The 20706-nt window shown below is 55.0% G+C and carries 17 protein-coding genes; 7 read left to right on the top strand and 10 right to left on the bottom strand.

Translation table 11 applies throughout. From position 1 onward, the window contains the following. Nucleotides 1–47 precede the first annotated feature (47 nt). From ACWHWP_RS04250 to ACWHWP_RS04240, 3 genes are all read right to left on the bottom strand, one after another. Nucleotides 48–488 (bottom strand): PTS sugar transporter subunit IIA, encoded by a 441-nt coding sequence (locus tag ACWHWP_RS04250; RefSeq protein WP_047346379.1) that lies wholly within the window; start codon nt 486–488, stop codon nt 48–50. A gap of 105 nt (nt 489–593) precedes the next feature. Continuing rightward, entirely contained in the window at nt 594–1364 is a 771-nt protein-coding gene (locus ACWHWP_RS04245) for an ABC transporter permease (protein WP_023334536.1), read from the bottom strand. Then, a complete protein-coding gene (locus tag ACWHWP_RS04240; RefSeq protein WP_063430940.1) occupies nt 1361–2287 on the bottom strand; it encodes an ABC transporter ATP-binding protein in 927 nt (308 codons plus the stop codon). Before ACWHWP_RS04240 ends, ACWHWP_RS04245 begins: the two co-directional genes overlap by 4 nt. Before the next feature lie 107 nt (nt 2288–2394). On the opposite strand from ACWHWP_RS04240, the gene can reads away from it, so the two are divergent. Next, on the top strand, nt 2395–3057 hold the full coding sequence (gene can, locus ACWHWP_RS04235; RefSeq protein WP_013095615.1) for a carbonate dehydratase: 663 nt from the start codon (nt 2395–2397) through the stop codon (nt 3055–3057). Between the two features lie 100 nt (nt 3058–3157). Here the strand turns inward: can and hpt are convergent, their stop codons facing one another. Then, entirely contained in the window at nt 3158–3694 is a 537-nt protein-coding gene (gene hpt / locus ACWHWP_RS04230; RefSeq protein WP_008501948.1) for a hypoxanthine phosphoribosyltransferase, read from the bottom strand. Nucleotides 3695–3902: 208 nt separating this feature from the next. Between hpt and ACWHWP_RS04225 the strand changes: the two genes are divergently transcribed. Then, nucleotides 3903–6293, top strand: a complete 2391-nt coding sequence (locus ACWHWP_RS04225; protein WP_063957491.1) for a glucose/quinate/shikimate family membrane-bound PQQ-dependent dehydrogenase — start codon at nt 3903–3905, stop codon at nt 6291–6293. Between the two features lie 136 nt (nt 6294–6429). Here ACWHWP_RS04225 and cueO read toward each other — a convergent pair whose 3' ends face one another. Further along, a complete protein-coding gene (gene cueO, locus ACWHWP_RS04220; protein WP_447855115.1) occupies nt 6430–7998 on the bottom strand; it encodes a multicopper oxidase CueO in 1569 nt (522 codons plus the stop codon). A gap of 145 nt (nt 7999–8143) precedes the next feature. Between cueO and ACWHWP_RS04215 the strand changes: the two genes are divergently transcribed. The 3 genes from ACWHWP_RS04215 (at nt 8144) to speD (ending at nt 10271) form a co-directional block, all read left to right on the top strand. Continuing rightward, nucleotides 8144–8491: a YacC family pilotin-like protein gene (locus tag ACWHWP_RS04215; protein ID WP_047346446.1), complete on the top strand. Its 348-nt coding sequence runs from the start codon at nt 8144–8146 to the stop codon at nt 8489–8491. Between the two features lie 115 nt (nt 8492–8606). Further along, a complete protein-coding gene (gene speE / locus ACWHWP_RS04210; protein WP_047346375.1) occupies nt 8607–9476 on the top strand; it encodes a polyamine aminopropyltransferase in 870 nt (289 codons plus the stop codon). After that, complete coding sequence (speD, locus tag ACWHWP_RS04205) at nt 9477–10271, top strand: adenosylmethionine decarboxylase (protein WP_023334531.1); 795 nt, start codon at nt 9477–9479, stop codon at nt 10269–10271. Between the two features lie 31 nt (nt 10272–10302). Here speD and yacL read toward each other — a convergent pair whose 3' ends face one another. Then, a complete protein-coding gene (yacL, locus tag ACWHWP_RS04200; RefSeq protein WP_047346374.1) occupies nt 10303–10665 on the bottom strand; it encodes a protein YacL in 363 nt (120 codons plus the stop codon). A gap of 190 nt (nt 10666–10855) precedes the next feature. Beyond that, nucleotides 10856–13453, bottom strand: a complete 2598-nt coding sequence (gene acnB, locus ACWHWP_RS04195) for a bifunctional aconitate hydratase 2/2-methylisocitrate dehydratase (RefSeq protein WP_063430936.1) — start codon at nt 13451–13453, stop codon at nt 10856–10858. A gap of 399 nt (nt 13454–13852) precedes the next feature. On the opposite strand from acnB, the gene ACWHWP_RS04190 reads away from it, so the two are divergent. Together ACWHWP_RS04190 and ACWHWP_RS04185 are read left to right on the top strand one after the other, a co-directional pair. Continuing rightward, the gene (locus ACWHWP_RS04190; protein ID WP_447855114.1) at nt 13853–15403 is read left to right on the top strand and encodes a DUF3300 domain-containing protein; all 1551 of its coding nucleotides are present in this window, start codon (nt 13853–13855) and stop codon (nt 15401–15403) included. A 10-nt stretch (nt 15404–15413) separates the two neighbouring features. After that, entirely contained in the window at nt 15414–16205 is a 792-nt protein-coding gene (locus ACWHWP_RS04185; RefSeq protein ID WP_063957517.1) for a DUF2950 family protein, read from the top strand. A gap of 63 nt (nt 16206–16268) precedes the next feature. Here the strand turns inward: ACWHWP_RS04185 and traT are convergent, their stop codons facing one another. The 3 genes from traT to aceF all read right to left on the bottom strand — a co-directional run bounded on the left by traT (nt 16269) and on the right by aceF (nt 20696). After that, complete coding sequence (traT, locus tag ACWHWP_RS04180; protein ID WP_063430932.1) at nt 16269–17000, bottom strand: conjugal transfer complement resistance protein TraT; 732 nt, start codon at nt 16998–17000, stop codon at nt 16269–16271. Between the two features lie 194 nt (nt 17001–17194). Next, entirely contained in the window at nt 17195–18619 is a 1425-nt protein-coding gene (gene lpdA / locus ACWHWP_RS04175) for a dihydrolipoyl dehydrogenase (RefSeq protein WP_014068924.1), read from the bottom strand. A 175-nt stretch (nt 18620–18794) separates the two neighbouring features. Beyond that, nucleotides 18795–20696 (bottom strand): pyruvate dehydrogenase complex dihydrolipoyllysine-residue acetyltransferase, encoded by a 1902-nt coding sequence (gene aceF / locus ACWHWP_RS04170; protein ID WP_063957487.1) that lies wholly within the window; start codon nt 20694–20696, stop codon nt 18795–18797. Nucleotides 20697–20706 lie beyond the last annotated feature (10 nt).

Genomic DNA, 20706 nt, shown 5'->3' with positions numbered 1-20706 from the left:
GCGGGAAACTGCCGCTATTGTAACAAATGAGACATCAATACCAATGTTTAATTCTTATACAAGTCATGGAGCAGGACAAAGGGAGGATTTTTTTGCTGCTGATGCCACAAGCTGCTGACGCCCGGAACGCCCTGCGCCACAATGGCATTGCGAAACTCAGCGCTGCTTAATGATTCACGCTGTGGATACATTAACGCCAGCAGAGCGAAGTTAATGCCCGAGATCACTTCACAGCACGCATGCTTATGGCTAAGCAAGGCGGCTGAGCGGTAAGGTGCCGCGCCCGATTTATCGGTAAGAAAAATCACGCCATCACCCGTGTCAGTCTCATGCAGGGCATCGCACATCATTCGGCTCAGCATGTTGGTGCTTAACCCACGCCAGTAATTTACCGCCCGGCATTGCACCAGCGGGCCAAATCTGGCTTCAAGCTTGTCCAGCATATCCTGCGCGTGTTCATCGTGGCAGGTGATAACCCATCCCAGCATAACTTTCTCCTTAGCAGGCAAGTAGTTTAGCGGAGTGAAGATTGGCTTTCGGTGATAACTATCAAAGAAAAGTGCCCGGCAAACAGAATGTCGCCGGGCAGAAGGTTAGCTGCGCAGACCGCGTCCGCGCTGGATCAGATACCAGCACAGCAGGTAGAAAGCGATGATAAACACCACCAGCACCGCCACCGTGGTAAACAGCGGCACGTCGGTAATCCCGAGGAAGCCAAAGCGGAAACCGCTGATCATGTAGACAATGGGGTTCAGGTGCGACAGCGCCTGCCAGAACGGCGGCAGCAGCGTCAGGGAGTAGAACACCCCGCCGAGATAGGTCAGCGGCGTCAGCACGAAGGTCGGGATGAGGCTAATATCGTCAAACGTTTTGGCGAATACGGCGTTCAGCAGACCGGCCAGCGAGAACAGGATTGCCGTCAGGAGCAGCGTCAGCGCGACAAACAGCCACGAGTGTACCTGGAACGGGACAAAGAACAGTGAAATCGCCGTAACCAGTATCCCCACGCACAGCCCGCGCGCCACGCCACCGCCGACATAGCCGGCAATTATGACGTGCGTCGGTACAGGCGCGACCAGCAACTCTTCAATATTGCGCTGAAACTTGGCGCTAAAGAATGACGACGCCACGTTGGCATAGGCGTTGGTGATCACCGCCATCATGATCAGGCCCGGCACGATAAACTGCATATAGGTAAAGCCATGCATTTCACCAATCCGGGAACCAATCAGGTTACCGAAGATGATGAAGTAGAGCGTCATCGTGATAACCGGCGGCACCAGGGTTTGCACCCAGATACGCATAAAACGGTTTATCTCTTTTGCCCAGATACTTTTCAGCGCGACCCAGTAAAGATGCGTCATGCCTTGTCTCCTTGTTTATCGTGCACCAGAGAGACAAACAGCTCTTCCAGTCGGTTCGCTTTGTTACGCATACTTAAGACCTGAATACCCTGCGCGCTCAGCTGCGAGAACACGCTGTTAATCCCCTGCTCGCGCAGCACTTCCACTTCCAGCGTCGAGGTATCGACGAGACGATACTGGTACCCTTCGAGCTTCGGTAGCGGGCTTTTTGCCGCCAGATCGAGAATGAAGGTTTCTGATTTCAGCTTGGAGAGCAGATTCTTCATTGAGGTGTTTTCGACCAGCTCGCCGTGCTGAATGATGCCGATATTGCGGCACAGCATTTCAGCCTCTTCAAGATAGTGGGTGGTCAGAATAATGGTGGTGCCTTTGTCGTTGAGGTCTTTCAGAAAGCCCCACATGGAACGACGCAGTTCGATATCGACACCTGCCGTCGGTTCATCGAGGATCAGCAGTTTTGGCTCGTGCATCAGCGCACGGGCAATCATCAGGCGGCGCTTCATCCCACCGGACAACATGCGCGCACGCTCGTTGCGCTTTTCCCACAAATCGAGCTGTTTGAGGTACTTTTCGCTACGCTCCACGGCCTCTTTACGCTCAACGCCGTAATAGCCCGCCTGGTTAACGACGATTTGCTGCACCGTCTCGAACGGGTTGAAGTTGAACTCCTGCGGTACCAGCCCCAGCTGGCGCTTGGCGTTCACCACATCTTTTTGCAGGTCGTAACCAAAGACGCTTACCCTGCCGGACGTTTTATTGACCAGCGAGCTGATAATACCAATGGTGGTCGATTTCCCCGCCCCGTTCGGCCCCAGAAGCGCATAAAAATCGCCGGCCTCTACTTTAAGATCTATCCCGCGTAGCGCCTGAACGCCACCCGAATAGGTTTTTTTAAGCTGCTCAAGCTCCAGTGCAATTGCCATGAAATTCACTTACCTTCAGTTCTTACACGCGTTGTGTGGTTTCATTAAAAGTCGGGTTACCCTATAGTAGCGCAACGCAATTACTCGGTTACAGGTCGCTAACCTCCATGAACAACATAGATACACTCATCAGCAACAATGCACTATGGTCAAAAATGCTGGTGGAGGAAGACCCCGGATTTTTTGGAAAACTCGCGCAGGCTCAGAACCCACGCTTTCTGTGGATTGGATGTTCCGACAGCCGCGTACCGGCGGAGCGTCTGACCGGCCTCGAGCCCGGCGAACTGTTTGTTCACCGTAATGTCGCCAACCTGGTCATTCACACCGATCTTAACTGTCTTTCTGTTGTTCAGTATGCCGTTGACGTTCTGGAAGTCGAGCACATCATTATTTGCGGCCATTATGGCTGCGGCGGCGTGCAGGCGGCGGTTGAAAACCCGGAGCTGGGGCTCATTGATAACTGGCTGCTGCACATCCGCGATATCTGGTTCAAACATAGCTCACTGTTGGGCGAAATGCCGCAGGAGCGTCGCATGGATACCCTTTGCGAACTCAACGTGATGGAGCAGGTCTATAACCTGGGCCATTCAACGATCATGCAGTCGGCGTGGAAGCGCGGACAGAAGGTTTCTATCCACGGCTGGGCGTACGGCATTCACGACGGCCTGCTGCGCAATCTGGAAGTGACCGCCACCAACCGCGAAACGCTGGAGCAGCGTTACCGTTCGGGCATTGCCAACCTCAAGCTTAAGCATGTGAACCATAAATAAGTGCACGTTAAAAAGCCGGGTGGCGGCTGCGCCTTACCCGGCCTACATGTGCCCATTCGTAGGCCCGGATCGCTGCGCGTCACCGGGCAACAAACCGCAACTACTCGTCCAGCAATACCACTTTCCCAACATACGGCAGATGACGATAACGCTGCGCGTAGTCAATGCCGTAACCGACGACGAATTCGTCCGGAATAGAGAAGCCTACAAATTCGACCGGCACCTGCACTTCACGGCGGTCAGGTTTATCCAGAAGGGTACAGATAGCCAGAGATTTTGGCTCACGCAGGCTCAGGATCTCGCGCACTTTTGAAAGGGTGTTGCCGGAGTCGATAATGTCCTCAACGATCAACACATCTTTGCCACGAATATCTTCATCCAGATCTTTCAGGATTTTCACATCACGGGTGGTGGACATGCCGCTGCCGTAGCTGGAGGCGGTCATAAAATCGACCTCATGTGGCACATGCACTTCACGGCACAGGTCTGCCATGAACATGAAAGAGCCACGCAACAGACCGACCAGCACCATTTCGCTGCCGCTGTCCTTGTAATGTTCGGTGATTTGACGACCCAGTTCGGCGATACGCGCTTTGATCTCGGCTTCCGGGATCATCACTTCAACAGTATGTTTCATATTACTAACCACATGATTTTAATGAAAATCTCTCAATGCTGGTGAATTCATCTCCGGCATCGATACGCAAGCCAGTCATTATATCAGCAAATGGCTAAGCCTGGCGCATGAGTTATAAAAAGCAAATTTTGTGATTCCGATCACAGTTGTTAATACCTATAATTAGTTGCTAGCAAATTATTAACAAAAACTGACGAGTACACTTTCTATGGCTGAAACAAACTCTAAACAGCCGCGTCTACTGGTGACACTAACAGCGTTATTCGCCGCCTTCTGCGGCTTATACCTGTTAATCGGTGGCGTCTGGCTGGTCGCAATTGGCGGCTCCTGGTACTACCCCGTTGCGGGCCTGGTTATGCTTGGCGTAACCGTCCTGCTCTGGCGTAGAAAACAATCCGCACTGTGGCTGTATGCTGCATTACTCCTTGCAACCATGATCTGGGGCGTCTGGGAAGTCGGTTTCGACTTCTGGGCACTGACGCCGCGCAGCGACATTCTGGTCTTCTTCGGTATCTGGCTGATCCTGCCGTTCGTCTGGCGTCGCCTGATTGTGCCGTCCAGCGGTGCCGTTGCGGCGCTGGTGGTGGCCCTGCTCATCAGCGGCGGTATTCTCACCTGGGCTGGCTTTAACGACCCGCAGGAGATCAACGGTACGCTGAACGCGGAATCCACGCCTGCGGCGGCCATCTCCCAGGTTGCTGACGGCGACTGGCCGGCCTATGGTCGTAACCAGGAAGGCCAACGTTACTCCCCGCTGAAGCAGATCAACGCGGACAACGTTAAGAACCTGAAAGAAGCCTGGGTATTCCGTACCGGCGATGTGAAGATGCCGAACGATCCGGGTGAACTGACCAACGAAGTGACGCCAATTAAAGTCGGCAACATGCTCTATCTGTGTACAGCGCACCAGCGTCTGTTCGCGCTCGACGCGGCCACCGGTAAAGAGAAATGGCACTTCGATCCGCAGCTGAACTCCAATCCGTCCTTCCAGCATGTCACCTGCCGTGGCGTCTCTTACCACGAAGCGCGCGCCGATAATGCGAGCCCTGAGGTGGTGGCCGACTGTCCTCGCCGCATCATGCTGCCGGTGAACGATGGCCGTCTGTTCGCCATCAATGCCGAGACGGGCAAGCTGTGCGAAACCTTCGCGAACAAAGGTATCCTGAACCTGCAGACCAACATGCCGGACACCACCCCGGGTCTGTATGAGCCAACCTCTCCGCCGATCATCACCGATAAAACTATCGTGATTGCCGGTTCGGTAACGGACAACTTCTCCACCCGTGAAACCTCCGGCGTTATTCGTGGTTTCGACGTGAACACCGGTAAACTGCTGTGGGCCTTCGACCCGGGCGCGAAAGATCCAAACGCGATCCCGTCGGATGAACACACCTTTACCTTTAACTCGCCAAACTCCTGGGCGCCAGCGGCGTATGACGCGAAGCTGGACCTGGTCTACCTGCCAATGGGTGTGACCACGCCAGATATCTGGGGCGGTAACCGCACACCGGAGCAGGAACGTTATGCGAGCGCTATCGTGGCGCTGAATGCGACCACCGGTAAGCTGGCATGGAGCTACCAGACCGTTCACCACGATCTATGGGATATGGATATGCCGTCCCAGCCGACGCTGGCGGACATTACCGTTAACGGCAAAACCGTACCGGTGATTTACGCGCCGGCGAAGACGGGTAACATCTTCGTCCTGGATCGCAGCAACGGTAAACTGGTCGTGCCTGCACCGGAAAAACCGGTTCCGCAGGGCGCTGCTAAAGGCGATTACGTCAGCAAAACCCAGCCGTTCTCCGATCTGAGCTTCCGTCCGAAGAAAGACCTCAGCGGTGCAGACATGTGGGGCGCCACGATGTTTGACCAGCTGGTATGCCGCGTGATGTTCCACCAGCTGCGCTATGAAGGCATCTTCACACCGCCTTCTGAACAGGGCACGCTGGTCTTCCCGGGTAACCTGGGGATGTTCGAATGGGGCGGCATTTCCGTTGACCCTAACCGTCAGGTCGCGATTGCCAACCCAATGGCCCTGCCGTTCGTATCCCGCCTGATCCCGCGTGGTCCAGGTAACCCAATGGAGCAGCCGAAAGACGCGAAAGGCAGCGGTACCGAAGCCGGCATTCAGCCGCAGTACGGCGTACCGTTTGGCGTGACGCTGAACCCGTTCCTGTCTCCGTTTGGTCTGCCGTGTAAACAGCCTGCCTGGGGTTATATCTCCGGTCTGGATCTGAAAACTAACCAGGTAGTCTGGAAAAAACGTATTGGTACCCCGCAGGACAGCATGCCGTTCCCGATGCCGGTTCCAGTGCCGTTCAATATGGGTATGCCAATGCTGGGTGGCCCGATTTCCACCGCCGGTAACGTGCTGTTCATCGCGGCAACCGCAGATAACTACCTGCGCGCGTACAACATGACCAACGGTGAAAAACTGTGGCAAGGCCGTCTGCCAGCAGGTGGACAAGCTACGCCGATGACCTATGAAGTGAATGGCAAGCAGTACGTTGTCATCTCTGCGGGCGGTCACGGTTCGTTTGGTACGAAGATGGGCGACTATATCGTCGCGTATGCACTGCCTGACGAAAACAAGTAACTGAAAAAGCCGGGTGGCGGCTACGCCTTACCCGGCCTACGGAAAGATGCAAAACGGCAACCTCGGTTGCCGTTTTTGTATTTGATCCCTCTCCCCGTGGGAGAGGGCCAGGGTGAGGGCATCAGGCCGCACTGTTTTAAACAGTGAAACCAAGCATCATCCCCGTATCCTCATGCTCCAGCAGATGGCAGTGCGCCATATAGGCAAACTCCTTCGGCGCGTCGTGGTCAAATTTCACCAGCACCTCGCTGACACCGCCTTCTACCCTCACCGTATCCTTCCAGCCCGCACGGTGCACATCAGGGGCCTTACCGTTCTCGGAGAGAATGCGGAACTGGGTACCGTGGATATGGAACGGATGCAGCATCATGTCCCCTTCGCCTGAAATCACCCAGCGCTCAAACTGACCTTTCGCGGCAGCAAACATCGGCGTATTCATGTCGAACGCTTTGCCGTTGATCGTATTGGCGTTGTGGAAATCAAAGCCATGCTCGCCGTGACTCATGTTCCCCATGCCGCCCATTTTGCCGTGGTCCATATTCATATGGCCCATCATCTGCCCATGGTGCATCCCCGCCATCGCCTTATCGCCATATTTCGCCATCAGCGCCTGCATGCCCATCATGTCGAGCATCGGGTTCATGGAGAGCTGCAGCTTGCGTTGCGTAAGCCCGTCAAGCGAGGGGAGTGCCGGCAGGGTGGTTAAGCTATCCGGCAGCGTGCCGGAAGCGGTCACCAGCAACGGCTGAATGCGCAGCACCGGATGCGCCTTATCAAAGGGCGCAACCGCCATCCCCATCTGACTGACCGGCAGCGTCACCAGGTCGAACGCTTTGCCGTCGCTGATATCCACCAGCACCTCAAAACGTTCCCCCATCAGCATCGGTAGCTCGTTTACCTTCACCGGCTCGGGCAGCAGCCCCCCGTCGCTGGCAACCACGTACAGGGGACGATTATCACTGGCGGCGAAATTGAGGGAGCGTGCGTTACAGCCGTTGAGCAGGCGCAGACGCAGCCAGCCTTTCGGTGCGGCATGTTGAGGATAAATAGCACCGTTGGTCAGCAGCGTGTCGCCAAACCAGCCGACCGCCGCACTCATGACGTCCAGCTGGTAGTCAATTTGCCCGTCAGCGTTGAATTTCTTGTCCTGCACAATCACCGGCACGTCGTCGATGCCCCACTGTTTAGGCAGGCGCAGCAGGCGGCTTTCGTCGTCTTCAATCAGCACCAGCCCCGCCAGCCCCATCGCTACCTGATGGCCGGTTTTACCATGCTGATGAGGATGAAACCAACAGGTGGCTGCACGCTGCTCGGGCGTAAAGGTGACGCTGCGCTTGCCGCCCGCTTTGATGACGCCCTGCGGCCCGCCGTCCACCTCGCCCGGCACTTCCAGCCCGTGCCAGTGCAGCGTCGTCTCTTCAGCAAGCGTGTTGTGAATATCCACCGTCACCGCTTTCCCTTTACGTAACTGAAGCGCCGGACCGAGCAGATTACCGTTATAGCCCCACGTCGTGGCGTTGTGCTCGCCAAACGCCGTTTTGCCGGACTGAACAACAAGCTGGATACGGCTGCGGGCGTCAGCGGTCAGTAAATCGGGGATGGGTAAGGCCGGCCTGTCAGCGGCGAAAACCGCGCGGCTCCAGAGTGGTAATGCGCTGGCAGCCCCCAGCGCAACGGAATATTTCAAAAAATCACGGCGTTGCATGTTCATTTCCTTATTTCCAGCAGGCTATCTTTTGAGCATAAACCCTCCCCTTACCGGAAGGTCAAGTAAAGCGGCAATAATAAAGATCGTCGCACCGGCATCAAGTATGCTAACGTTAATTTTCCGTGAAGAAGTGGTAGAAGCAATGAAGACGTTTTTCAGGACAATTTTGTTCGGTAGCCTGATGGCAATGTGTGCGAACAGCTATGCGCTAAGTGAAAATGAAGCGGAAGATATGGCCGATTTAACGGCGGTTTTTGTATTCCTGAAAAATGATTGTGGCTACCAGAATTTACCCAACGGGCAAATTCGCCGCGCGCTGGTCTTTTTTGCCCAGCAGAACCAGTGGGATCTCACCAATTACGACAGCTTCGACATGAAGGCGCTCGGCGAAGACAGCTACCGTGACCTAAGCGGCATTGGTATTCCCACTGCAAAAAAATGCAAAGCGCTGGCTCGCGATTCACTCAGCCTGCTCGCCTACGTGAAATAACCTTCCCGACGCCCCTTGTTGAGCCTATAGCCGTGCAACCACGGTTATAGTTAGCTATCATGTTTCGCTCATTTTTTGAGAGTGTAACGGATGTTAACACAGGAGGAGTCTGCATATGGCCGACCACACGTTGTGGCATGAAACACTGCATGACCAGTTTGGTCAGTACTTTGCCGTGGATAACGTGCTCTATCATGAGAAAACCGATCACCAGGATTTGATCATCTTCGAGAATGCCGCCTTTGGCCGCGTCATGGCGCTGGACGGCGTCGTGCAAACGACCGAGCGGGATGAGTTTATCTATCATGAGATGATGACCCACGTCCCTCTGCTGGCGCACGGTCATGCGAAGCATGTCCTGATTATCGGCGGTGGCGACGGCGCAATGCTGCGTGAGGTTTCCCGCCATCGGTCCATTGAAACCATCACCATGGTGGAAATCGATGCGGGCGTGGTCTCTTTCTGCCGCCAGTACCTGCCTAACCACAATGCCGGCAGCTATGACGATCCGCGCTTTAACCTGGTGATTGACGATGGCGTGAACTTCGTTAACCAGACTACCCAAACGTTTGACGTCATTATCTCCGACTGTACCGACCCGATCGGCCCCGGCGCGTCGCTGTTTACCTCCTCCTTCTACGAAGGCTGCAAGCGCTGCCTGAACCCTGGCGGGATCTTTGTCGCACAAAATGGTGTCTGCTTCCTGCAGCAGGATGAAGCTATCGACAGCCATCGCAAGCTGAGCACCTATTTCGGCGATGTCAGCTTCTATCAGGCCGCCATTCCGACGTACTACGGCGGGATCATGACCTTCGCGTGGGCAACGGACAACGACGTATTGCGCCATCTCTCCACCGAAATTATCCAGGCCCGCTTCCACCAGGCCGGTCTTCAGTGCCGATACTACAATCCGGCCGTACATACCGCTGCGTTTGCGTTGCCGCAATACCTGCAAGATGCATTATCCACAAAGGGGGTGAGCTAATTGAAAAAGCTTAAACTGCATGGCTTTAACAACCTGACCAAAAGCCTGAGTTTTTGTATTTACGATATCTGCTATGCCAAAACAGCGGAAGAACGCGATGGTTACATCGCCTATATCGATGAACTCTACAACGCCAACCGTCTGACCGAGATCCTGTCAGAGACCTGCTCAATTATCGGCGCAAACATCCTTAATATCGCCCGCCAGGATTATGAACCCCAGGGCGCCAGCGTGACCATACTGGTCAGCGAAGAGCCGGTCGATCCGAAGCTTATCGACAAAACTGAACATCCGGGCCCGCTGCCGGAAGTGGTTGTTGCGCACCTTGATAAAAGCCATATCTGCGTTCACACCTACCCGGAAAGCCATCCGGAAGGCGGGCTGTGTACGTTCCGCGCCGATATCGAAGTATCGACCTGCGGCGTGATTTCCCCGCTTAACGCGCTGAACTATTTAATTCACCAGCTGGAATCGGATATCGTCACGATTGATTATCGCGTCCGTGGTTTTACCCGTGATATCAACGGCATGAAGCACTTCATCGACCACGAGATCAATTCTATTCAGAACTTTATGTCCGACGACATGAAATCGTTGTACGACATGATGGACGTGAACGTGTATCAGGAAAACATCTTCCATACCAAGATGTTACTTAAGGAGTTCGACCTTAAGCACTATATGTTCCACACGAAGCCGGAAGATTTGAGCGAAGAAGAGCGTAAGGCCATTACTGACCTGCTCTGGAAAGAGATGCGCGAGATCTACTACGGCCGCAATATTCCGGCCGTGTAAAAGCAAGCCGGAGCAAGGATGCTCCGGTCTGTTATTTCTGTTTCATAAAGTCTCGGTACGCCGTCACCACCTGAAGGAAGTCCTCTACGCCGCACATCGACAGGCTTTCTTCGTCGTAATAGCTCATTCCCTCTTCCATCTCGTCACCTGAAAACTCGAGCTGGTTGGCGCGCACCATCACCTCTTCGCCATCCATCCACAGCGTGTATTCATGTCCGGCACGCTGCCAGGAACGTTCACTGCCTTTCACCGTATCTGCCGCCTGTTCAACTTCATCAAGAAGTGCGAGATTTTCTTTCACCTCTTCGTTAAACCAGTGTCCAACGGCTTCGTGGCCCATCGACATACGCACTTTCACCACTCCGGTGATGTCGCGCAGAAATTCGTAATCCATAGTGTTTTCCTCTGCAAAGCCATTAGGGTAATTATCGCAGCAGAGAGGAAGAAAAAAAGCGTGAGAGGTGGGAGGAATGAAAATAAAAAGGTGAGAGCAAGACCCTGCGGCCTGATGCCCTCACCCCGTCCCTCTCCCACGGGAGAGGGTGCAAACATTAAAAACCGTCTCGTGGAGACGGTTTTGCTGTTTATACCGCCGTCTGGAAGATAACCCCGTCAGCCTTCTCGGTGTACTGAGAGAGCTGGTCGAAGTTCAGATAGCGATAGGTATCCACCGCCGTCTTATCAACCTGAGCCACAAAGGTCTGGTACTCTTCCGGCGTTGGCAGTTTGCCAATCAGCGCCGCAACCGCCGCCAGCTCCGCAGAAGCCAGGAAGACGTTTGCACCGGTACCTAAACGGTTCGGGAAGTTACGGGTAGAGGTGGAGACCACCGTCGCGCCGTCGGCTACGCGCGCCTGGTTACCCATACACAGGGAACAGCCAGGAATTTCAATACGCGCACCGCTCTTACCAAACACGCTGTAATAGCCCTCTTCGGTCAGCTGAGCCGCGTCCATACGGGTTGGCGGTGCCACCCACAGACGGGTTGGCAGCTGGCCTTTGTGGGTATCCAGCAGTTTACCGGCAGCACGGAAGTGACCGATGTTGGTCATACAGGATCCGATGAACACTTCGTCGATCTTCTCACCCTGAACTTCAGACAGCGGACGCGCGTCGTCCGGATCGTTCGGTGCACACAGGATTGGCTCTTTGATATCCGCCAGATCGATGTCGATCACCGCCGCGTACTCTGCGTCAGCATCGGCTTCCAGCAGCTGCGGATCGGCCAGCCATTTTTCCATACCCTGGATACGACGCTCCAGCGTACGACGGTCGCCGTAGCCTTCTGCAATCATCCACTTCAGCAGCACGATGTTCGAGTTCAGATACTCAATAATCGGCTCTTTGTTCAGCTTGATGGTACAGCCTGCAGCAGAACGCTCGGCGGAAGCATCGGTCAGCTCGAACGCCTGCTCTACTTTCAGATCCGGCAGACCTTCAATTTCCAGGATACGGCCGGAGAAGATGTTTTTCTTACCTTTCTTCTCAACGGTCAGCAGGCCCTGTTTAATTGCATACAGCGGGATTGCGTGAACCAGGTCGCGCAGGGTGATACCCGGCTGCATTTTGCCTTTGAAGCGCACCAGCACCGATTCCGGCATATCCAGCGGCATCACGCCGGTCGCCGCAGCAAACGCAACCAGACCGGAGCCCGCCGGGAAGGAGATACCGATTGGGAAACGGGTATGGGAGTCACCGCCGGTACCCACAGTATCCGGCAGCAGCATGCGGTTCAGCCACGAGTGGATGACGCCATCACCCGGACGCAGGGAAACGCCGCCGCGGTTCATGATGAAGTCTGGCAGCGTGTGGTGCGTGGTCACGTCAACCGGCTTCGGATACGCCGCGGTGTGGCAGAAGGACTGCATCACCAGATCGGAAGAGAAGCCCAGGCACGCCAGGTCTTTCAGTTCGTCGCGGGTCATTGGGCCAGTGGTGTCCTGAGACCCCACGGAGGTCATCTTCGGCTCGCAGTACGCGCCTGGACGAATACCGGCTACGCCGCACGCGCGGCCCACCATTTTCTGCGCCAGAGAGTAACCGCGGTTGCTCTCGGCCACGTCTTTCGCCTGACGGAAAACGTCTGAATGCGGCAGACCCAGCGCTTCACGCGCTTTGGTGGTCAGGCCACGGCCGATGATCAGCGGAATACGGCCACCGGCACGCACTTCGTCGATCAGCACGTCGGTTTTCAGCTCAAAGCTTGCCAGCAGCTCGTTGGTTTCGTGATTACGCACTTCGCCTTTATACGGGTAAACGTCAATCACGTCGCCCATGTTCAGGTTATTCACGTCGACTTCAATTGGCAGTGCGCCCGCATCTTCCATCGTGTTGAAGAAGATAGGCGCAATTTTACCGCCGAGGCACAGGCCGCCGCCGCGTTTGTTCGGCACATGAGGAATGTCGTCACCCATGAACCACAGCACGGAGTTGGTCGCGGATTTACGGGATGAACCGGTACCCACAACGTCACCCACGTAGGCCAGCGGGAAACCTTTTTTCTGCAGGGCTTCGATCTGTTTGATCGGGCCGACGCTGCCAGGCTGGTCCGGCTCAATACCTTCACGGGCGTTTTTCAGCATTGCCAGGGCGTGCAGAGGGATATCCGGGCGAGACCATGCATCCGGGGCCGGAGAGAGGTCGTCGGTGTTGGTTTCACCGGTCACTTTGAAAACGGTGACGGTAATTTTTTCAGCCAGAGCTGGACGGTTCAGGAACCATTCGGCATCAGCCCAGGACTGCATCACCTGCTTCGCATAGACGTTGCCTGCTTTGGCTTTTTCTTCCACATCGTAGAAGTTATCGAACATCAGCAGCGTAGAAGAGAGCGCTTTAGCGGCAATCGGTGCCAGCTTGTCGTTATCCAGCGCGTCAATCAGCGGATGAATGTTATAACCACCCTGCATGGTGCCGAGCAGTTCAATGGCTTTTTCAGGAGTAACCAGTGGGGAGGTGGCTTCGCCTTTGGCGATAGCAGCAAGGAATCCGGCTTTTACGTAGGCAGCTTCATCTACGCCAGGCGGTACGCGGTTGATCAACAGATCTAACAGGAATTCTTCTTCGCCCTTAGGCGGGTTCTTCAGCAGCTCGACGAGCGCGGCCATTTGGGTTGCATCTAAAGGTTTGGGTACAATTCCCTCGGCGGCACGTTCTGCTACGTGCTTACGGTATTCTTCTAGCACGACGGTTCTCCTCGCTCTCATTGTCATATGCGGCGGGCGTTCTCTTCACGCTCCTGTGAGACAGCAGTTTGTAGGGTAAATGCCCGATACCGCGTCGGGCAGCATAGCAGGATTTCTGCACAGTGTTAATCCGTTTACAAAAAAGCAACATTAAAAAATTTGCTGAATCGTTAAGCATGGTGTAGCGACGATTTAGGGCATCGTTATGCGGTTTCTTATGCACCGTGACGCTTCAGTTTTTTCTCCATCAGATATAATTGTGTAATAAATACTCACACTCTTTATCCGGACGTACCGGACGCTTCCCAATAAAAGTCAAAACAGTAAAAGACGGGTGAATAATACTCACGCCAACCGTAACGCCTCACGGCACAGCGTTTGTCTCGTTGGAGTCATTTTATGAAGTTGCCCTTTAAGCCACATCTGCTCGTTCTTCTGTGCAGTGCCGGGCTGCTTGCCGCCTCAGGCGTCATGTTTGTCAAAAGTCGTGCAACGGAACCCGTTGCGCCAGCCCCTGCCGCACAACCGTCGGCTGCACCTGCCGCAGTACCACCTGCCCCTGTCGCCGCGCCAGCGTATACTGCCGCGCAAATCGACCAGTGGGTTGCCCCCATCGCGCTCTATCCGGACGCCCTGCTGTCACAAATTTTGATGGCTTCGACCTACCCGGCCAACGTGATACAGGCAGCGCAGTGGTCCAAAGACAACCCCAAAATGGAAGGGGACGCCGCTATTCAGGCCGTTGCCAGCCAGCCCTGGGATCCCAGCGTAAAATCGCTGGTCGCGTTTCCTCAGCTTATGTCGCTGATGGGCGAAAACCCGCCGTGGGTACAAAATCTGGGCGATGCGTTTCTCGCACAACCGAAAGATGTGATGGATTCCGTTCAGCGCCTGCGCGCGCTGGCACAGAAGACCGGCGCCTTACAATCGACGCCTCAGCAGACGGTCACCACCGTGACCAAACCGGCGCCGGCTAAAACCAGCACCACCGAGTCAACGACAGCCACAACGTCCGCGCCAGCGCCTACGGTTATTAAAATTGAATCTGCCGATCCGCAGGTCGTTTACGTCCCAACCTATAACCCCAATACGGTGTACGGTACCAGGCCAAACACCGCCTATCCGCCTACCTATCTCCCACCTTCACCCGGGGAGCAGTTTGGTAACAGCTTCGTCAACGGTTTAGGCTTCAGCCTGGGTGTCGCCACAACCTATGCCATCTTCAGCAACATTGACTGGGATGATGACGATGACTGGGACCATCACCATGACGACTGGGATAATCACGGCGGCTATAACCGCAACGGTGATAACAACATCAATATTAACGTTGAGAACTTTAATAAAATCAGCGGACAGCGGCTGACGGATGCCAACCGCACCTGGCAGCACAACCCGGCCTACCGGGAAGGTGTCCCCTACCCCACTAACCAGCTCAACAATCGCTTCCACTCCACCAGCGCGGCCACAGGGTTAAGCTCAACGCAGCAAAAACCGGCTAACCGCGATAGCCAGCGTCAGGCCGCCCTCAGCCAGATGGAGAAATCAACGGGCAAAACCTTCCCGCAAACGGCGCGCCCCGGAACCAAAGAGGGGCAGCGTCAGGCCTCAAGTGAACAGCTGAAGCAGATTTCTCAGCGCAATAACTACCGGGGCTACGACACCAAACCGCAGGCGCCGAAGCGGACGACCGCGCAGCAGCGAGAAAACCGCCAGGCCACGGCTCAGCGACAAGAGAAACGGGTTTCGCAACCCTCGCAGCAACGCATTCCTCAGCAGCGAAACAGTCAGCCCCGGGCTAATGCGCTGAGCGGCAACGACAGCCGCTCCGCGAACTGGCAGGCGCAGCAGCAGCGTGGTGCGCAAAGCAGACAGCTCGCGGCTCGCCAGCAGCCGCCGCGCCAGGCGTCTGGCGCACGTGCTGAACGCCGTGAAATTCGACATCGCTAAGGGGACCGACATGAAAAGTAAACTACTCAGTGGAATGGTGTTGTTCATGCTTTCGGCCTCGGCGATGGCGCAGCAGTCCTTTAGCACGCCCGACCAGGCGACCGATGCGCTGGCCCACGCCATTAGCGAGCATAATGAGAACGCTATGAGCAACCTGCTTGGAGAGAACTGGCGCGATTTTCTGCCCCCTGAAGGCGTTGATCCGGACGCCGTCGATCGCTTCCTGCGCGACTGGAAAGTCCGTCATAACACCGTTGTTGAAGGGGATACGGCGCACCTTGTTGTCGGAGAGAGCGGCTGGCAGCTTCCCATTCCGGTGAACAAAACCGTAGCAGGCTGGCAGTTCGATATCAAAGAAGGTGCTGAAGAGATCCTGACCCGCGAAATTGGACGTAACGAGCTCGCCGCCATTGAAGCCTTGCATGCCTATGTCGATGCGCAGCAAAGCTACTTTGCGATGAACCAAAAATACGCGCAGAAAATTGTCAGCGCGGAAGGGAAAAAAGACGGTTTATACTGGCCTGCCTCACCCGGCGAAGCGCCCAGTCCGCTCGGACCGGCTTTTAGCCCGAAAGAGCCGGGTACCGGCTATCACGGCTATCGTTTCCGGATCCTGCCGGAGAACAACGGTTTCGCGATGGTTGCCTGGCCGGTTAGCTATGGTCAGACGGGCGTGATGAGCTTTGTGATAAATCAGGACGACAAGGTTTATCAGTCAGATCTCGGCAGCGATTCGGAGCAAAAAGCCCGGGCGTTAACCGCGTATCACCCTGATAAAACCTGGCAGCCCGTTGCACCCTGAATAGCGTAAACGGACCACGTTTTGCAAGCCGGGTATGGCGAAGCCGCCACCCGGCTTTTGAACTTACAGAATATTTGCTACCGACTTCGCCAGCTGCGCTTCCAGAACCGGTTTCGCGTCTTCGAATTTCAGATTCACTTTGTTAGCATTCGATACCACGCGGGTCTGATACTTCGCGCGATCGCCCTGCTCGCTGCTGGTTTGCAGCTTCACGCCGGACGTACCCTGACGCAGCGCCGCAATGTTATCGGTGGTGACTTTCGCTTTGCTACGCTCAGAGATCTGCAGGTCGGTTACCATGGTGTAGTTCACATCTTCTACCATCGCATCTGCAGCCATGCCGATCAGGCCCGCCGCCAGCCCTACGCCCAACGCCGCACCAGAAGAATTACTGTTATAGGCCGTGATACCGGCACCCAGCGCAGCGCCAACGGCGGCACCTTCATAGCCGGTTTTTAAATAGCCCTGGGCTTCACGCAGATCCATTTTGTCCGCTTTCAGGACGTTAGCCTGAACCCAGTAGTATGCACTGTCAGGAGAGGACGTTACCTTATACCCTTTGGCGCTCAGATCGTTTGCCAGCAGCGTCTGGAGATTGCTCATATCTTTATCAGAGGTGTTTTTTACCTGAATGTAGACCGTTTTCTCGTTAGACGGCTCCAGCCAGATGGTTTCGCTCATCTGCGTTTTCACTTCCAGGTTACGTTTTTTCACGGCCGTCGTCATCGCACCGCATCCGGTCAGCGTCATGACTGCCGCCAGTAAGCCAATCCCCATCACTTTCTTCAAAGACATGTTATTTCCTTTTTGCGTGTAATCAAAAATCCAGAACCTCTAACCGTGTGGCCAGTAGCTACACAATGGTGAAAAAAGTATCGGCAGATAAGCGCAAATTTTTAGGGGAAATAACAATAAGTTACCTACCATAACGGGTAGTTTTCAGGCAAAAAAAACGCCTCCGAGGAGGCGTTTAGAAAGCAGAAATAAACTTATTTCTTCTTCGCTTTCGCGTTTGGCAGGTCGGTGATGCTGCCTTCAAACACTTCTGCCGCCAGGCCCACAGACTCGTGCAGAGTCGGGTGAGCGTGGATGGTCAGCGCGATGTCTTCAGCGTCGCAACCCATTTCGATAGCCAGACCGATTTCACCCAGCAGCTCGCCGCCGTTGGTACCGACAATTGCACCACCGATCACGCGGTGAGTCTCTTTGTCGAAGATCAGTTTGGTCATACCGTCTGCACAGTCGGAAGCGATAGCACGGCCAGAAGCAGCCCACGGGAAGGTGGCGGTTTCGTAGCTGATGCCTTTCTCTTTCGCTTCTTTCTCAGTCAGACCAACCCATGCAACTTCTGGCTCGGTATACGCGATAGATGGGATGACTTTCGGATCGAAGTAGTGCTTCATGCCGGCGATAACTTCAGCGGCAACGTGACCTTCGTGAACACCTTTGTGCGCCAGCATTGGCTGACCGACGATATCGCCGATAGCAAAGATGTGCGGCACGTTAGTGCGCAGCTGTTTGTCAACGCGGATGAAACCACGGTCGTCCACTTCCACGCCAGCTTTGCCTGCGTCGAGGTTTTTACCGTTAGGCACACGGCCGATAGCCACCAGCACGGCGTCGTAACGCTGTGGTTCTGCAGGGGCCTTTTTGCCTTCCATGGAAACGTAAATACCGTCTTCTTTCGCTTCAACGGCAGTCACTTTGGTTTCCAGCATCAGGTTGAATTTCTTGCTGATGCGTTTGGTGAAGACTTTAACGATGTCTTTGTCTGCAGCCGGGATAACCTGGTCGAACATTTCAACCACGTCAATATCTGAACCCAGCGCATGGTAAACGGTACCCATTTCCAGACCGATGATACCGCCACCCATAACCAGCAGGCGCTTAGGAACGGTTTTCAGCTCCAGCGCATCGGTGGAATCCCACACGCGTGGATCTTCATGTGGAATGAACGGCAGTTCGATTGGGCGAGAACCTGCTGCGATGATCGCATTGTCGAAGTTGATCACGGTTTTGCCGTTTTCGCCTTCCACTTCCAGGGTGTTCGCACCGGTGAATTTACCCAGACCGTTTACCACTTTCACTTTACGGCCTTTGGCCATACCCGCCAGACCGCCGGTCAGTTGAGTGATAACTTTCTCTTTCCAGGTACGAATTTTGTCGATATCGGTTTTCGGCTCGCCGAAGACGATACCGTGTTCAGCCAGCGCTTTGGCTTCTTCGATAACTTTCGCTACGTGCAGCAGCGCTTTAGAAGGGATACAGCCGACGTTCAGACAAACACCGCCGAGGGTGCTGTAACGTTCTACGATGACGGTTTCCAGACCTAAATCCGCTGCGCGGAATGCTGCGGAGTAACCTGCCGGGCCTGCCCCAAGTACTACGACCTGAGTTTTGATTTCTGTGCTCATCATGACCTCTTAATTTATACCCGTCGTCCACCGGGTCGTTCTATCCGTCCGTATTTTACAAAATTGTTAACAATTTTGAAACAACAAACGGCTCACGAATTGTCGCTTTCGCCGATAACCTCACGACCATCAGGAGATTACCAGAAAAAAGCCGGCCGATTGGCCGGCTTTTCGATTACATCACCAGGCGGCGAATGTCGCTCAGGGTGTTGTTGATGATGGTGATGAAACGCGCACCATCAGCACCGTCGATCACGCGGTGGTCGAAGGACAGAGAGATTGGCATCATCAGACGCGGCACGAACTCTTTGCCATTCCACACCGGCTCCATCGCAGACTTGGACACACCGAGGATAGCCACTTCCGGCGCGTTCACGATCGGCGCGAAGTGGGTAGTACCCAGGCCGCCGATGCTGGAGATAGTAAAGCAGCCGCCCTGCATTTCGCCGGCAGTCAGCTTACCATCACGCGCTTTCTTGGAGATGGTGGTCAGTTCACGGGACAGCTCAGTGATGCTCTTCTTGTTCACGTCTTTGAAGACCGGAACAACCAGACCATTTGGCGTATCAACCGCAACACCGATGTTGATGTATTTCTTCAGCGTCAGCTTCTGGCCGTCTTCGGACAGGGAGCTGTTGAAGCGTGGCATCTGCTCAAGGGCAGCGGCAACAGCTTTCATGATGAAGACCACTGGGGTGAATTTCACGTCCAGCTTGCGCTTCTCAGCTTCGGCGTTCTGCTGTTTACGGAACGCTTCCAGATCGGTGATATCGGTCTTATCGAAGTGCGTAACGTGCGGGATCATCACCCAGTTACGGCTCAGGTTAGCACCAGAGATTTTCTGGATGCGGCCCAGTTCCACTTCTTCGATTTCGCCGAACTTGCTGAAGTCCACTTTTGGCCATGGCAGCATGCCCGGGATACCGCCGCCGGCGGCTGCAGCAGGTGCAGCTTCGGCGCGTTTCACCGCGTCTTTCACGTAGGTCTGAACGTCTTCGCGCAGGATACGACCCTTACGGCCGGTCCCTTTCACTTTCGCCAGGTTCACACCGAACTCGCGCGCCAGGCGACGAATCAGCGGGGTGGCGTGGACGTAAGCGTCGTTTTCAGCGAACTCAGATTTGCCTTCCGCTTTTGCAGCAGGAGCCGCAGCAGGTTTAGACGCCTGAGCCGGAGCAGCAGCAGGTGCCGGAGCAGCCGCGGCAGCCGGAGCTGCGGCAGGCGCAGCGCCTTCCACTTCGAAGACCATGATCAGAGAGCCGGTAGACACTTTGTCACCGGTGCTGATTTTAATCTCTTTAACGGTACCCGCGAACGGCGCAGGGACTTCCATAGAAGCCTTGTCGCCTTCAACCGTGATCAGTGACTGTTCAGCGGCAACTTTGTCGCCCACTTTCACCATCACTTCGGTTACTTCAACTTCGTCACCGCCGATGTCCGGTACGTTAACGTCTTTCGCGCCGCCAGCAGCTGCTGGTGCAGCGGCCGGAGCCGGAGCAGCGGCCTGTGCTGGCGCGGCAGCAGGTGCAGCACCCGCCACTTCGAAGACCATGATCAGCGACCCGGTAGACACTTTGTCGCCGGTGTTGATCTTGATCTCTTTAACGGTACCCGCGAACGGAGCCGGCACTTCCATAGAGGCTTTGTCGCCTTCTACGGTGATCAGTGACTGCTCAGCTGCAACGGTGTCGCCCACTTTCACCAGGATTTCAGTGACTTCAACTTCGTCACCGCCGATGTCAGGCACGTTAACGTCTTTCGCTGCCGCGGCAGCTGCTGGAGCAGCGGCGGCCGGAGCGGCTTCTTTCTTCTCTTCCTGCGCAGGTGCAGCTGCTGCTGCACCGTCGGCGGAATCGAAAATCATGATCAGTTTGCCGGTCTCGGTTTTATCGCCAACAGAGACTTTGATCTCTTTAACGATGCCAGCCTGAGGAGACGGGACTTCCATAGAGGCTTTGTCGCCTTCTACGGTGATCAGCGACTGTTCAGCTTCAACTTTGTCGCCTACTTTGACCAGGATCTCGGTGATTTCAACTTCATCAGCCCCGATGTCCGGTACATTGATTTCGATAGCCATTATTCTTTTA

It is taken from the genome of Enterobacter sp. WI-ESBL-E8 (assembly GCF_053364895.1).
This window is presented reverse-complemented; position numbering and strand designations above follow the sequence as displayed.

Coding starts and splice junctions, on each gene's coding strand:
- ACWHWP_RS04250 (WP_047346379.1), bottom strand. CDS start 488: ATGCTGGGATGGGTTATCACCTGCCACGATGAACACGCGCAGGATATG.
- ACWHWP_RS04245 (WP_023334536.1), bottom strand. CDS start 1,364: ATGACGCATCTTTACTGGGTCGCGCTGAAAAGTATCTGGGCAAAAGAG.
- ACWHWP_RS04240 (WP_063430940.1), bottom strand. CDS start 2,287: ATGGCAATTGCACTGGAGCTTGAGCAGCTTAAAAAAACCTATTCGGGT.
- can (WP_013095615.1), top strand. CDS start 2,395: ATGAACAACATAGATACACTCATCAGCAACAATGCACTATGGTCAAAA.
- hpt (WP_008501948.1), bottom strand. CDS start 3,694: ATGAAACATACTGTTGAAGTGATGATCCCGGAAGCCGAGATCAAAGCG.
- ACWHWP_RS04225 (WP_063957491.1), top strand. CDS start 3,903: ATGGCTGAAACAAACTCTAAACAGCCGCGTCTACTGGTGACACTAACA.
- cueO (WP_447855115.1), bottom strand. CDS start 7,998: ATGCAACGCCGTGATTTTTTGAAATATTCCGTTGCGCTGGGGGCTGCC.
- ACWHWP_RS04215 (WP_047346446.1), top strand. CDS start 8,144: ATGAAGACGTTTTTCAGGACAATTTTGTTCGGTAGCCTGATGGCAATG.
- speE (WP_047346375.1), top strand. CDS start 8,607: ATGGCCGACCACACGTTGTGGCATGAAACACTGCATGACCAGTTTGGT.
- yacL (WP_047346374.1), bottom strand. CDS start 10,665: ATGGATTACGAATTTCTGCGCGACATCACCGGAGTGGTGAAAGTGCGT.
- ACWHWP_RS04190 (WP_447855114.1), top strand. CDS start 13,853: ATGAAGTTGCCCTTTAAGCCACATCTGCTCGTTCTTCTGTGCAGTGCC.
- ACWHWP_RS04185 (WP_063957517.1), top strand. CDS start 15,414: ATGAAAAGTAAACTACTCAGTGGAATGGTGTTGTTCATGCTTTCGGCC.
- traT (WP_063430932.1), bottom strand. CDS start 17,000: ATGTCTTTGAAGAAAGTGATGGGGATTGGCTTACTGGCGGCAGTCATG.
- lpdA (WP_014068924.1), bottom strand. CDS start 18,619: ATGAGCACAGAAATCAAAACTCAGGTCGTAGTACTTGGGGCAGGCCCG.
- aceF (WP_063957487.1), bottom strand. CDS start 20,696: ATGGCTATCGAAATCAATGTACCGGACATCGGGGCTGATGAAGTTGAA.